This window comes from Phenylobacterium ferrooxidans (assembly GCF_042714595.1).
GTDB classification, from domain to species: domain Bacteria; phylum Pseudomonadota; class Alphaproteobacteria; order Caulobacterales; family Caulobacteraceae; genus Phenylobacterium; species Phenylobacterium ferrooxidans.
The window spans coordinates 40,549-53,019 of sequence record NZ_JAOTJD010000012.1; the positions used below are offsets into that span (position 1 = coordinate 40,549).

Below are 12,471 nucleotides of genomic sequence, written 5' to 3' on the forward strand. Positions count from 1 at the left end.
GCGCTGAACGGCGACCTTCGCCATGGGCTCTCAACGCCGGGTTAAGGCGCAGCTTTACGCTGCGAGGCAAACCGCCGCATCGTCTTGGGGGCAGGCCCGGAGGTTCAGCCGTCGGCCAGGATGTCGGCGAACAGCGCCGGGTCCACATTGCCTCCCGACAGCACCAGGCCGGTGATTCCGTCGCCCCAGGCCTTGATCTTGCCGCTCAGCAGGGCGGCCAGGCCCACCGCGCCGCCGGGCTCCACCACCAGCTTCAGGCTGGAGAAGGCGTAGCGCATGGCTGCGGCGACCTCGGCGTCGCTGACCACGGCGATGTCGGCGACATTCTGCTGCAGGATCGGAAAGGTCAGCTCTCCGGGCGCCGGAGACTCCAGGGCGTCGCAGAGCGAGCGGGTGGTGGGCCTCAGGGTCTGTCGCGCGCCCGCCTGCAGGGAGCGCAGGGTGTCATCGAAGCCCTTCGGCTCCACGCCCACCAGGGCCGTGCTAGGCGAAAGCGCCTTCACCGCCGTGGAGACCCCCGCCATCAGGCCGCCGCCACCCACCGGCGACACCACCACGTCGAAGCCGACCCCGAGGGCCTTGGCCTGGTTCACCAGCTCCAGCCCGATCGTGCCCTGGCCTGCGATGATGTCCAGATCATCGAAGGCCGGAACGACCAAGGCGCCGCGCTGCGTGGCGATCTCGGCGGCGATCGCCACGCGGTCCTCGGTCAGCCGGTCATAGAGGCGGACTTCGGCGCCATAGCCGCGCGTGGCCTCGACCTTCACCGACGGTGCGTCGGCGGGCATCACGATCAGGGCGGGAACGCCCAGAAGCCTGGCCGCCAGAGCCACCCCCTGGGCGTGGTTGCCCGAGGAGAAGGCGACAACCCCGGCCTTCCGTTGCGCGGCGTCCAGCTGGGCCAGCCTGTTGTAGGCCCCCCGGAACTTGAAGGCGCCGACCCGCTGCAGGGTCTCGGGCTTTATCAGCACCCGGCGGCCCAGGCGGTCGTTCAACGCCGGGCTTTCGATCAGCGGCGTCTCCACCGCGTGGCCGTGGATACGCGCGGCGGCGGCCTGGATGTCGGCCAGGGTCACGGTCATTTGGCGAACACCATGGCGTCGTCGGCGAAGGCCTTGAACTCCAGCGCATTTCCGGAGGGATCGAGGAAGAACAGGGTCGCCTGTTCGCCGGCCTGGCCCTTGAAGCGGATCTGCGGCTCGATGACGAAACGGGTGTCGGCGGCCTTCAGTTTGGCGGCCATCTCCTCCCACTGGGGCAAGGTGAGGATGGCGCCGAAGTGGCGCACGGGAACGTCCTCGCCGTCCACGGCGCTGGTGGACTTGTGACCCACCTCGCCCGGCGAAAGGTGAGCGACGATCTGGTGGCCGTAGAAGTCGAAGTCGATCCAGTCGGGGCTGGAGCGGCCTTCCGGACAGCCGAGCAGGCCGCCGTAAAAAGCGCGGGCCTCTTCGAGATCGCGGACGGGGAAGGCGAGGTGGAAGCGGGGCAGGGTCATGTTCGCCTCATAGACCCAAGGGAGCGGCCTGGCGAAGCGCCGATTTCCGCAGGCGCGCCTTGACGGCGGGGGCGCCTGGATGCTCTACACCCGACGAACACGACCCTGGCGCCCCAGAGGCCCGGTCGCGGTTCCTAAAATCGGTCAAGTCCACCCGCCGAGTTGCCTGTCGAAGGGCGTGGTTGGATCCCCTCGGCGGGCTGGGAGATCGTATTCCATGGGCAATGTGACAGTTATCGGGGCTCAGTGGGGCGACGAGGGCAAGGGCAAGCTGGTGGACTGGCTGTCCAATCGCGCCGACGTCGTCGTGCGTTTCCAGGGGGGCCACAACGCCGGCCACACCCTGGTGGTGGGCAATCAGGTCTACAAGCTCTCTCTGCTGCCCTCGGGCGTGGTGCAGGGCAAGCTGTCGGTGATCGGCAATGGCGTGGTGGTGGACCCCTGGCACCTGCTGGAGGAGATCGCCAAGCTCGGCGGCCAGGGTGTCCAGATCACCCCGGACCTGCTGGTCCTGGCCGACAACGCCTCCCTGATCCTGCCCCTGCACCGCGATCTGGACCAGGCCCGGGAGGCCGCGGCCGTCAACAAGATCGGCACCACGGGCCGAGGCATTGGCCCGGCCTATGAAGACAAGGTCGGCCGCCGCGCCATCCGCGTTGGTGACCTGGCCGACCGCGACGCCCTTGAGGCCAAGATCGACCGCCTCCTGGCGCACCATACGCCCCTGCGCCGGGGCCTTGGCCTGCCGGAATATGACGGCGCGGAACTGCTCGCGGCCCTGGAGAAGATCGCCCCGAAGATCCTTCCCTTCGCTCAGCCGGCCTGGCGGTTGCTGGACCAGATCGTGAAGTCGGGTAAGCGGGTGCTGTTCGAGGGCGCCCAGGGCGCGCTCCTCGATGTCGATCACGGCACCTATCCCTATGTCACCTCCTCCAACACCGTCGCCGGCCAGGCCGCCGCGGGATCGGGTCTCGGGCCCAAGGGGCCCGGCTATGTCCTGGGGATCGTGAAGGCCTATACGACCCGGGTCGGGGAAGGGCCGTTCCCCACCGAACTGTTCGACGAGATCGGCCAGCACCTGGGCACGGTTGGCAAGGAGTTCGGCGTCGTCACGGGCCGTCCCCGCCGCTGCGGCTGGTTCGACGCCGTCCTGGTGCGCCAGTCGGTGGCTTTGAACGGCATCGACGGCATCGCGCTCACCAAGCTCGACATCCTCGACGGCCTGCCGACCTTGAAGATCTGTGTCGGCTACAGGCTGGGCGACAAGACCTTCGATTACCTGCCGGCTGGTCTGAAGGCCCAGTCGGCCCTGGAGCCGATCTACGAGGAGATGGAGGGCTGGACCCAGAGCACTGCCGGGGCCACCTCCTGGAAGGATCTCCCCGCCAACGCGGTGAAGTATGTGCGCCGGGTCGAGGAGCTGATTGGAGCCCCGGCCGCCATGGTCTCCACCAGCCCGCAGCGGGACGACACCATCATGGTGCGCGACCCTTTCCAGGATTGAGGAGAGCCAAGGCTCGCCGCGGCGGATCGTCGCGGCGAGCTACACTTGCCGTCAAGGCGATCTTTACGGACGGGCCCCATATTGGGCGGAGCGTTCCCAGGAGCCCCCGCACCCCGTGTTCAACGAAGAAGGCAAGCTCATTCAGCGCATGGTCCCCATGCTGCAGAGGGTGCTGATCGTTGATCCGGCGCCGGCCAGCGCGCGCCTGCTGGCTGACCTCATGCGCAATATCTCGGCCGGCCAGCTCTGGAACGCCCCGAATAACCGCAAGGGTCTGGAGGCTGCGGAGCTGGTCAATCCGCAGCTGATCTTCGTGGAGCTCTCCGGCGACAAGGTCGATGGCGTCGATTTCGCCCGCCGTGTCCGGCACAGCGAATTCAACTGCCGCCAGGCGCCCATCATCATGGTGACCGCCACCGCCACCGCAGCCGCCATCCTGGGGGCCCGCGACGCCGGGGTGCACGAATTCCTCCGCAAGCCTTACACCGCCAAGGACCTGCTGCGCCGCCTGGAGGCTGTGACCCTGCGGCCGCGAGACTGGGTGGAGGCGGTCGACTATATCGGTCCCGACCGGCGGCGGTTTAATTCCGGCGACTATACCGGCAAGCTCAAGCGCCGCTCCGACATCAAGACCACCCCGGACGCCGCGCGGATCACCCAGGCGCTGAAGATCCTGAAGTCCGCGGTCTCCGCCGTGGCCACCGACCCCAAGCAGGCCCTGCGCTCCATGCAGGCTCAAGGGGTGGATCTGCAGAAGGCCGCGGTGGCGGTGGGCGACCTGAAGCTCGTCACCACCGTGGCCGACTTCCAGCGCTACCTGGCCGGCGCTGCCGACCGTGGCGTGCTGATCCCGGAAGAGGTGGTCCGCAACGCCGCCCCCCTGCTGGCCCTGCTGCCGGCCGACGAGCTCAGCCGCAAGCCCTCCGACCGCGCCGTGGTGTCGGTCTAGGCGCAGCAAAAAGCCCTCCCCGTTTCCGGGAAGGGCTTGCTTGGTTCAGTCGGGCCGGATCAGGCGTTGACCAGGTTCCGTTCCTCGGCGGCGGTTCGCATCGACTTCTGCAGCTTCTCGAAGGCGCGGACCTCGATCTGCCGCACGCGCTCGCGGCTGACGCCGTACTCGGCGGCCAGTTCCTCCAGGGTCGACGGATCGTCCTTCAGCCGGCGCTCGGTCAGGATATGGCGCTCGCGGTCGGTGAGCTCGGTCATCGCTTCCTGTAGCAGGCCCATGCGCTGGGTCCGCTCCTGGTTCTCGGCGACCTGGGTCTCCTGGCTGACGGAGGTCTCGTCCTCCAGCCAGTCCTGCCACTCGCTCTCGCCGTCCACGCGCAGGGGCGCGTTCAGCGAGGCGTCGGGGCCCGACAACCGGCGGTTCATCGAGATGACTTCCTCGTTCAGCACCCCCAGCTTGGTGGCGATCTGGGCCACCTGGTCTGGGTGCAGGTCGCCGTCCTGGAAGGCGCTGATCTGGCTCTTGGCCTTGCGCAGGTTGAAGAACAGCTTCTTCTGCGCCGCCGTGGTGCCCATCTTCACGAGGCTCCAGGATCGCAGGATGTACTCCTGGATCGAGGCGCGAATCCACCACATGGCGTAGGTCGCCAGGCGGAAACCCTTGTCGGGCTCGAACTTCTTGACCGCCTGCATCAGGCCGACATTGCCCTCGGAGATCACTTCCCCGATCGGCAGGCCGTAGCCGCGATAGCCCATGGCGATCTTGGCCACCAGGCGCAGGTGGGAGGTCACCATGCGATGGGCGGCCTCCGGGTCTTCATGTTCCTTCCAGCGCTTGGCCAGCATGAATTCCTCATCCTTGGCCAGCATCGGAAACTTCCGGATCTCGGTGAGATACCGGCTTAGGCCGCCATCGGGCGACATCACGGACAGCGCGTTCGTGGCCATGGATAAAATCCCCTATTTCCCGGACATCTGGGTCGCCGCGCTTGGTCTGCGCGCGTCCGTCCGCCCCCTCAACCAACCAGATAGGTATCGGGTTTCAACTGCGGAAGGGCGTTGGGAGGAACGACCTATAAGTCCGACTGCTCAACTCAGGTATTTCTATTCCCGCGCCGTGGCGTCATCAAGGCGCCTGGTCCGCAAGCTTTCTCACAGGGCTGAGAGCAAAGCTTCCAGCTTGGCCATATCCGGCGGCAGGGGGCTCTCGAAGCGCAGGGCCTCGCCGGTCACTGGGTGGACGAAGCCCAGCACCGCGGCGTGCAGGGCCTGGCGGCTCAGACCGGCCTGCGCCATCGCCTCGCGCACGGCAGGCGTGGGCGGTCCCGAGCCATAGACCGGGTCACCCAGGCAGGGACATCCCTTTGAGGCCAGGTGCACGCGGATCTGATGGGTGCGACCGGTCTCGAGCGTACATTCCAGCCGCGCGGCCTGGGGCTTCTTCTGCTGGCCGAACACCGTGCGGGTCGAATAGTGGGTGATGGCCTCGCGGCCACCGGATTTCAGCACCGCCATCTTCTTGCGGTCGGTGGAGGAGCGGCCGATCTGCGTGACGATGGTGGCCTTGGCCGGCGACGGCGCGCCGCGCACCAGGGCCACATAGACCCGGTCGATGTCGTGAGCGGCGAACAGGGCCGAGAGTCCCTTGTGGGCGGCGTCGCTCTTGGCCACCACCACGATGCCGGAGGTCTCCTTGTCGATCCGATGGACGATGCCAGGCCGCGCCACACCGCCGATCCCCGACAGCGAGCTGCCGCAATGGTGGAGCAGGGCGTTGACCAGGGTGCCACTGGGGGTCCCCGGCGCGGGGTGCACCGCCATGCCGGGGGGCTTTTCCACCACGATCAGGTGAGGGTCCTCAAAGAGCACCGTCAGGGGGATGGCTTCGGCTTGCGGTTCCGCGGCCTCCGGCGGCGGGATCAGCAGTTCATAGTCGCCGGCCTGAGCCTTGGCGGAGGTGTCGGTAAGCACCTTTCCCTCCCGGGTCACCATGCCGGCCGCCATCAGCGCCTGGATGCGGGCTCGCGACAGATCCGGCAGGTGCTCGGCCAGGGTCTTGTCCAGCCTTCCGCCTGCGTGTTCGGTGGCCAGGGTCAGGCTGACTGTTTCGCCGGGCGGGGCGTCCTCGTCATCAACGAAACTCATGTTTGGCCGATCCCGCCCCGCGCAGGGGCGGTCGTGGGGCGCTGGGCGGCCAGCCGATCTCCACTGAGCGAAAGCGGCTTGAGCCCAAGGCCCGGTTTTTGCGAAAAGGGCGTGACGGCATGGGCCACAGTCCCACAGGGCCGGGCGACCGCGCAACCGTGAGGTCGCCGGCGACGGTGCGCAGGCCGCCGCGCGCCGGTATTTGCTGGGTCCACACTAGGCGCGCCCTCACATCGAAATGCATCGATGGTTGCATTTCGATGCGTACGCCGCCGTCCGCCGGTGCACCTGAGCGCAGCGCGCGACGGTGGCTAGAAGCCCTCCAACAACGCGGCGGGACTGTCCCGCCCCTTAGGAGGAACCGCCATGAAGAAGACCCTGCTCTCCCTCGCCGCCGTCGCCGCCCTGTCGATGACGCTCGCCGCCCCCGCCCAAGCTGCCACTCAGGCCAACGGATTGACGCTGAATGGCCTCACCCTGAATGGCATCAGCCTCAACGGGATCAAGCTGAACGGCCTTACCCTCAACGGCTTCAAAATCAACGGCCTGACGCTCAACACGGTGAGGTTCAACGGCCTCACCCTGAACGGCCTCACCCTCAACGGGATCAAGTGGAATGGCCAGGCCCCGACCGGCGTCGCGGTCGATGTCTGCGAGCCCACCGCCGCCCACACCTGCACCGCTGGCCTGCGCGCCATCGTGCTGCCGAACGGCGAACGCGTCGCCCTGCGCTAGGGTCGCCCAGCCAGACCGGATCGGGCGGGCCTTCGGGGCCGCCTCTTTCGTTTGAGAAGGATGTTTCGATGATGCGCCTCACCGCCCTGTTCGCCCTCGGTCTGGCCCTGGTCGCGCCCCCGCCCTGGCGGCCCCGACAGGCGGGCTGGCGGTCGAAGGCACATCCTTTGTGGTCACCACCGCCGCCGCTCGGCTGGCCTCGCCTGACCTCGTGGGCGCTGTGTTCGAGATCGACGACGGCAAGGGCGGGCTGACTCAGGTCCGCATCGACGCGGTGACGCCGGCCAAGGAGAACGCAGCGATCCTGCTGCACACCCTCTCCAGCCGAGATCCCAAGTCCGGTGAATGGCTGAGCATGTGCGACCCCGACGCCTTTGGACGCCGCGCCGGCTTCCCCCTGCGAGGCCGCTGGGACGGCTACAGATTCGTGGAGGATCCCAATACCTGGTTCCTGGCCTGCACCGCCGGTTCACAGGGCAAGTGCGTACTCTGGGGCTACGACCCTTGGGGCCAAACGCCGGACGGGCGGCCGCTGGCCGACTACTACCGCACCTGCCAGCAGACCGTGCGGGCCGACTACCTGGGCGATGGAGCGCCCCACACCAAGAACGGCACGGAGATCGACGTCGCCGATATCGCCGGCGTCCAGCGCCACGACACCGTGGGCGACCCGGACTACATCTTCGAGGCGGGCTGGGGCCCCACCGGCGCGGTCTGCGTGGCCGCCACTCGCTGGTCGGACCTGCTGACCGAAGAGGCCCTGCTCAAGGCCTCTCCGAACCTCGGCGGGACCTGCGACGAGGCCGCCGCCCGGGCCAGAGGCGCCCTGATCTTCACCCGGGTCAAGCGGCGCTAGAGGCCGCTCTTCTCGCTCGAGTCTTCCTCATGGTGGGTGATCGACCCCTCGGTGAAGAGGAACTCCTTGAGCTGCTCGGCGAACTGATCGTCGTTGCGTCGGATCCACTCGAGCGCCATGGCGGCGTGCTCGATCTCCTCGTGCGCATTGTGCAGCAGGATGGCCTTCAGCTCGGGGTCATCGCAGTCGTCGGCGCGCTGCCGGTACCAGTCCACCGCCTCCAGCTCCTCAATGAGCGAGGAGATGGCGTAGTGCATGTTCAGGGTCTTCTTGGACAGCTTCTCGCGCGGGACGTGAAGGCCTTCGCTGGACATCTCATGCTCCTGTCGTAACTCCCTGCTCTATGGCATGCGGAATCGAGATCACGCGAGCAGGGAAACACCATGACCATCAATAGGCGTTCGGCCCTGGCGTTCCTTGGCGCGGGCCTGGCCACACCGGCTTTCGCGCAGGCGCCGTCGCGCTACGCAGGTGCTATCGCCTTCAAGCACGGCGTCGCCTCGGGCGATCCCCTGGCCGACCGGGTGATCCTCTGGACCCGCATCACCCCGGCGCAGGCCACCACCGGCGAAATCGCCTACCGCTGGCGGATCACCCCGACCGGCAAGCCGAGCTTCTTCCGGCGGGTGAAGACCCTGACCGGCGAGGGCGTCACCAGCGCCGCCCGCGACTTCACGGTGAAGGTCGATGTCGGCGGCCTGAAGCCAGGCGTGCAGTACAGCTATGAGTTCGAGGCCAACGGGGTGGTCTCGCCGCCCGGTTGGACCCGCACCCTTCCGGTGGGCAAGACCGCCGATGTGGTGCTGGCCGTCGCCTCCTGTTCGCTGTTCCCGAACGGCTATTTCCACGCCTACAGCGCCATCTCCGCCCTGGCCCGCGTCGACGCCGTGATCCACCTGGGAGACTACATCTACGAGTACGGCGGCCCGGGCTCGTACGGCATGGACAGCAAGGTCGCCTGGCAGCGGCCCCATGAGCCCAACCATGAGATCGTCAGCCTCGCCGACTACCGGACCCGGCATGCCCAGTACAAGTCCGACCGCCAGCTGCAGGCCGCCCATGCCCGGGCCGCCTGGATCGTGGTGTGGGACGACCACGAGACCGCCAACGACAGCTTCGCCACCGGCGCCCAGAACCACACCCCGATCGATGAGGGCCCCTGGAACGAGCGCAAGGCGACCGCCATCAAGGCCTATTATGAGTGGATGCCGATCCGCGAGCCGGCGGACGGCGGCTTCTCCATCAACCGGACCTTCCATTTCGGCGACCTGGCCAGCCTGGTGATGCTGGAGACGCGGCTGACCGCCCGGGACCGCCAGCTCAGCTATGACCGGGACCTCAACGGACTGGACGGCAAGCCCGACCTTCCGGGCTTCCGCAAGAAGCTGGCCGACCCCTATCGTCGGATGATGGGCGAGCAGCAGGAAGCTTGGCTCGCGTCGGAGCTGAAAGCCTCGGTGGCCGCGGGGCGCACCTGGCAGGTGCTCGGCAATGAGGTGCTGATGGCCCGCATCGGCATCCCCAGCGCCCGCAAGGAGATGGGGGAGGCGGCCTATGCCAAGGCCCTCGCCGCGTCCTCGGACTCCGCTCGCAAGCGGATCGCCCGGCTCGGGGACTTCGCGAAGATGGACCTGCCCTACGGTCTGGACATGTGGGACGGCTATCCCGTGGATCGTGAGCGGGTCTATGCCGCAGTGAAGGCCGCTCAGGCCCGGGCCATCGTGCTCGCGGGCGACAGCCACGCCTTCTGGGTCAATGAACTTTTCGACGACGCCGGAGCCCGGGCAGGGGTTGAGTTCGGAACCACTGGGATCACCAGCCCGGGGGGCGGCGACAGCCTGCCCACGTTCCCGATCGGCGAGGTGTTCGCGCAGGCCAACAGGGAAGTGTTGTTCTGTGATCAGAACGCCAAGGGCTTCCTGCTGCTGACCCTCACCCCCAACGAGGCCAAGGCGGACCTCATGGCGGTCTCCAACATCACCGAGCCTACCTATGACACCCGCGTGGTGAAGACCTATCGGGTGACGCCGGAAGCGGGCGGCCTGTCGGCGCCGACCGAGGTCTAGCGGCGCTCCAAAGCGAGGCGCAGGCCGAAGGCCACGAACACCCCGCCGGTGGCCCGGTCAAGCCAGCGCACGACCGCGCCGCGCTTCAGGACCCTGGCGATCGGCTGGGTGGCGGCGATCAGCAGGGAGAGCCACGCCACGCCCAGCAGGACATGGATGGTGGTCAGCAGCAGCATGAACGGGGCGGCCGGAACCCCTGCCGGCAGGAACTGCGGCAGGAAGGAAACGTAGAAGACCCCCATCTTTGGGTTCAGCACGTTGGAGAGGAAGCCGCGCCGCATCCAGGCCGTGTCGCCGCCCTTCATCGCCGGCGCATTGGCGACCTCGAAACTGTGGCGTGGCCGCAGGATAAGCCCGATCCCCAGCCAGACCAGGTAGGCCGCGCCCGCCCATTTCAGGATGTTGAAGGCCAGGGCCGAGGCCTGCAGCACCGCGCCCAGGCCCACGGCCACCAGCCCGCCCCAGACAAAGCAGCCGGCGAGTATCCCGACCATGGCCAGGACAGCACGCCTGGGACCTTCCACCGCGGCGGTCCGCAGGATCAGCGCGGTGTCCAGGCCGGGCGTCAGGGTCAGGAGTCCAGCCGCCACTGTGAAAGCCAGCAGCGCCTGGACGATGGTCACGGCAGACGTTCCTTCAGCTTGCCGTTCTCCACCACCCGGTAGAAGCAGGTGCGGAAGCCCGTGTGGCAGGCGCCGCCGTCGCCCTCCGGCGTCACCTTCAGCAGGATGGCGTCCTGGTCGCAGTCGATGCGGACCTCCTCAACCAGCTGAATCTGGCCGCTGGTGGCGCCCTTGTGCCAGAGCTCATTGCGGGAGCGGCTGAAGTAGTAGACCTCGCCCGTCGCGAGCGTCCGCTCCAGGGCCTCGGCGTTCATATAGCCCAGCATCAGCACCTCGCCGGTCTCCGCATGGGTGGCGATGGCCGGGATCAGGCCGGCGGAATCGAACCGCGGGGCGAGCAGGTCGCCGCGTTCGAGGATTTCCTTGGAGGTCGCGGTGGGGAAGGTGGGCTTGGCCATGGCGGCATATGGCGCCGTTCACAGCCTTCGCGCTAGCCTCGCAGAATGAGTCTCAAGGACTGGATCAAGGGCCGGGTGGCGACGATGGACCTGGTCGCCCGTCCCTGGGCGGCGCGATCGAGGTTCAACGCCTTCGCCTATGAGTTCCTGCTGTTCGGGCTGAAACAGGCCTGGGCGTGCCTCTATGGCGGGGCGATGGTGGCCCTGCTGATCGCCAGCCATTTCTGGTGGCCGGCCGATGCGGCCCTGGCCCGCTACGACTTCCTGCTGATCGCCGCGCTCACCCTCCAGGTCCTGTTGCTGGCCACCAGGCTGGAGCGATGGGACGAAGCCCTGGTGATCGCGGTCTTCCACGTGGTTGGCACGGTGATGGAGATCTTCAAGACCAGCCACGGCTCCTGGATCTATCCGGAGGCCTCGGTCCTGAGGATCGGCGAGGTGCCGCTGTTCTCGGGCTTCATGTACGCCGCCATCGGCAGCTATATCGCCCGCGCCTGGCGGCTGTTCGAGATCCGGTTCAGCAACTACCCGCCGCTTTGGGGGCCCTGGCTGCTGGCGGTGCTGAGCTACATCAATTTCTTCAGCCACCACTACATCGTCGACATCCGCTGGGGCCTGTTTCTCCTGTCGGTGTTGCTGTTCGGCCGGGCCAGCTTCCAGTTCACGCCGGACCGCAAGGCCCGGACCATGCCCATGCTGCTGGGCTTCCTGCTGGTGGCGGTGTTCATCTGGTTCGCCGAGAACATCGGCACCTTCACCGCGACCTGGACCTATCCGCAACAGGCCGCGGAATGGCGCCCCGTCAGCCTGGCGAAGCTGGGGTCGTGGTATCTACTGATGACGCTGAGTTTCGTGCTGGTGAGCCTGGTCCACCGGCCGGAACCGGTGGACCCGAATGCTCGCGAGACCTAGCGGTTGACGAAGTCCAGGAACCGCTGACGCAGGGTGGGGTCGGTCTTGAAGACGCCCGTGAACTGGGTGGTGATGGTGGTGACGTGCCGATGGTGCACGCCCCGGGTGGTCATGCACTGGTGGGCGGCGTCGATCAGGACGGCGACGCCGGCCGGCCGAAGGCTGTCGGTGATGGCGTCGGCGATCTGCTGGGTCATGGTCTCCTGGGTCTGGAGACGGCGGGCGAAGATCTCGACGACCTTGGCCAGCTTTGAAATGCCCACCACCCGGTTGGTGGGCATGTAGGCGACGTAGGCCTTCCCCAGGAACGGCGCCATGTGGTGCTCGCAGTGGCTCTCCACCTCGATCTCGCGCAGCATGACGATGTCGTCATAGCCCTGCACGTCTTCGAAGGTGCGCGAGAGTTCCTTGGCGGGATCGAGGCTGTAGCCTTCGAACCATTCGCCGTAGGCGTCCACCACCCGCTTTGGGGTGTCGATCACGCCTTCGCGCCTGGGGTCGTCGCCGGCCCAGGCGATGAGGGTGCGGACAGCCTCCATCGCCTCTTCGCGCGTCGGGCGCTTCACGGCTTCAAGATCAACGCCGGACGTTCCGACGAGGGTTCGGTCGCGAGTACCAGCGTCCATGTGAGATCGGTTCTTTCCAGGGCTGAGTTGCGCCGGGACGAAGGTCCCGGAAAGACGCGTGGCCACCCTTATACGTAAGGCGAAGCTTTCCGGTTGCGAGACCGTGGCTTCCCTGACGCCCCATCTGTATATGGGGCGCAAGCCTTTCCCGGCAACTGTT

At 67.3% G+C, this 12,471-nt stretch carries 14 protein-coding genes; 6 read left to right on the forward strand and 8 right to left on the reverse strand.

The annotated features are described in order from the left end of the window. Positions 1-104 precede the first annotated feature (104 nt). Both OCL97_RS08150 and OCL97_RS08155 read right to left on the reverse strand, forming a co-directional pair. Positions 105-1,082, reverse strand: coding sequence for a threonine ammonia-lyase (locus OCL97_RS08150; protein ID WP_377369203.1), 978 nt, complete (start codon positions 1,080-1,082; stop codon positions 105-107). Beyond that, a complete protein-coding gene (locus OCL97_RS08155; protein ID WP_377369205.1) occupies positions 1,079-1,498 on the reverse strand; it encodes a VOC family protein in 420 nt (139 codons plus the stop codon). Before OCL97_RS08155 ends, OCL97_RS08150 begins: the two co-directional genes overlap by 4 nt. Before the next feature lie 217 nt (positions 1,499-1,715). On the opposite strand from OCL97_RS08155, the gene OCL97_RS08160 reads away from it, so the two are divergent. Both OCL97_RS08160 and OCL97_RS08165 read left to right on the forward strand, forming a co-directional pair. Continuing rightward, positions 1,716-3,002 (forward strand): adenylosuccinate synthase, encoded by a 1,287-nt coding sequence (locus OCL97_RS08160; RefSeq protein ID WP_377369207.1) that lies wholly within the window; start codon positions 1,716-1,718, stop codon positions 3,000-3,002. Between the two features lie 115 nt (positions 3,003-3,117). After that, on the forward strand, positions 3,118-3,951 hold the full coding sequence (locus OCL97_RS08165; RefSeq protein WP_304701263.1) for a response regulator: 834 nt from the start codon (positions 3,118-3,120) through the stop codon (positions 3,949-3,951). Positions 3,952-4,010: 59 nt separating this feature from the next. On the opposite strand, the gene rpoH is transcribed toward OCL97_RS08165, so the two are convergent. After that, positions 4,011-4,907 (reverse strand): RNA polymerase sigma factor RpoH, encoded by an 897-nt coding sequence (rpoH, locus tag OCL97_RS08170; protein WP_377369303.1) that lies wholly within the window; start codon positions 4,905-4,907, stop codon positions 4,011-4,013. Positions 4,908-5,102: 195 nt separating this feature from the next. Continuing rightward, entirely contained in the window at positions 5,103-6,095 is a 993-nt protein-coding gene (locus OCL97_RS08175; protein ID WP_377369209.1) for an RluA family pseudouridine synthase, read from the reverse strand. Positions 6,096-6,461: 366 nt separating this feature from the next. Here OCL97_RS08175 and OCL97_RS08180 point away from each other — a divergent pair, with 366 nt between their 5' ends. Further along, positions 6,462-6,830: a hypothetical protein gene (locus OCL97_RS08180; protein WP_377369211.1), complete on the forward strand. Its 369-nt coding sequence runs from the start codon at positions 6,462-6,464 to the stop codon at positions 6,828-6,830. 169 nt (positions 6,831-6,999) lie between these two features. Beyond that, complete coding sequence (locus OCL97_RS08185) at positions 7,000-7,686, forward strand: ADYC domain-containing protein (RefSeq protein ID WP_377369213.1); 687 nt, start codon at positions 7,000-7,002, stop codon at positions 7,684-7,686. Here the strand turns inward: OCL97_RS08185 and OCL97_RS08190 are convergent. Further along, entirely contained in the window at positions 7,683-8,000 is a 318-nt protein-coding gene (locus OCL97_RS08190) for a ferritin family protein (protein WP_304776917.1), read from the reverse strand. The genes OCL97_RS08185 and OCL97_RS08190 overlap by 4 nt on opposite strands. A gap of 69 nt (positions 8,001-8,069) precedes the next feature. Between OCL97_RS08190 and OCL97_RS08195 the strand changes: the two genes are divergently transcribed. Beyond that, a complete protein-coding gene (locus OCL97_RS08195; protein WP_377369215.1) occupies positions 8,070-9,752 on the forward strand; it encodes an alkaline phosphatase D family protein in 1,683 nt (560 codons plus the stop codon). On the opposite strand, the gene OCL97_RS08200 is transcribed toward OCL97_RS08195, so the two are convergent. Both OCL97_RS08200 and hisI read right to left on the reverse strand, forming a co-directional pair. Then, positions 9,749-10,375 carry a LysE family translocator gene (locus OCL97_RS08200; protein WP_377369217.1) on the reverse strand — a complete coding sequence of 209 codons (627 nt, stop codon included), beginning with the start codon at positions 10,373-10,375 and terminating at the stop codon, positions 9,749-9,751. The genes OCL97_RS08195 and OCL97_RS08200 overlap by 4 nt on opposite strands. Next, complete coding sequence (gene hisI, locus OCL97_RS08205; protein ID WP_340646529.1) at positions 10,372-10,773, reverse strand: phosphoribosyl-AMP cyclohydrolase; 402 nt, start codon at positions 10,771-10,773, stop codon at positions 10,372-10,374. The genes OCL97_RS08200 and hisI overlap by 4 nt, the downstream gene beginning before the upstream one ends. A 45-nt stretch (positions 10,774-10,818) precedes the next feature. Here hisI and OCL97_RS08210 point away from each other — a divergent pair, with 45 nt between their 5' ends. Further along, positions 10,819-11,685: a DUF817 domain-containing protein gene (locus tag OCL97_RS08210; RefSeq protein ID WP_377369220.1), complete on the forward strand. Its 867-nt coding sequence runs from the start codon at positions 10,819-10,821 to the stop codon at positions 11,683-11,685. Here OCL97_RS08210 and folE read toward each other — a convergent pair. Further along, positions 11,682-12,311 (reverse strand): GTP cyclohydrolase I FolE, encoded by a 630-nt coding sequence (folE, locus tag OCL97_RS08215; RefSeq protein ID WP_293494753.1) that lies wholly within the window; start codon positions 12,309-12,311, stop codon positions 11,682-11,684. The two genes, OCL97_RS08210 and folE, sit on opposite strands and share 4 nt — an antisense overlap. Positions 12,312-12,471 lie beyond the last annotated feature (160 nt).

Coding starts and splice junctions, on each gene's coding strand:
- OCL97_RS08175 (WP_377369209.1), bottom strand. CDS start 6,095: ATGAGTTTCGTTGATGACGAGGACGCCCCGCCCGGCGAAACAGTCAGC.
- OCL97_RS08195 (WP_377369215.1), top strand. CDS start 8,070: ATGACCATCAATAGGCGTTCGGCCCTGGCGTTCCTTGGCGCGGGCCTG.
- OCL97_RS08160 (WP_377369207.1), top strand. CDS start 1,716: ATGGGCAATGTGACAGTTATCGGGGCTCAGTGGGGCGACGAGGGCAAG.
- OCL97_RS08180 (WP_377369211.1), top strand. CDS start 6,462: ATGAAGAAGACCCTGCTCTCCCTCGCCGCCGTCGCCGCCCTGTCGATG.
- OCL97_RS08190 (WP_304776917.1), bottom strand. CDS start 8,000: ATGTCCAGCGAAGGCCTTCACGTCCCGCGCGAGAAGCTGTCCAAGAAG.
- OCL97_RS08150 (WP_377369203.1), bottom strand. CDS start 1,082: ATGACCGTGACCCTGGCCGACATCCAGGCCGCCGCCGCGCGTATCCAC.
- hisI (WP_340646529.1), bottom strand. CDS start 10,773: ATGGCCAAGCCCACCTTCCCCACCGCGACCTCCAAGGAAATCCTCGAA.
- folE (WP_293494753.1), bottom strand. CDS start 12,311: ATGGACGCTGGTACTCGCGACCGAACCCTCGTCGGAACGTCCGGCGTT.
- OCL97_RS08155 (WP_377369205.1), bottom strand. CDS start 1,498: ATGACCCTGCCCCGCTTCCACCTCGCCTTCCCCGTCCGCGATCTCGAA.
- OCL97_RS08210 (WP_377369220.1), top strand. CDS start 10,819: ATGAGTCTCAAGGACTGGATCAAGGGCCGGGTGGCGACGATGGACCTG.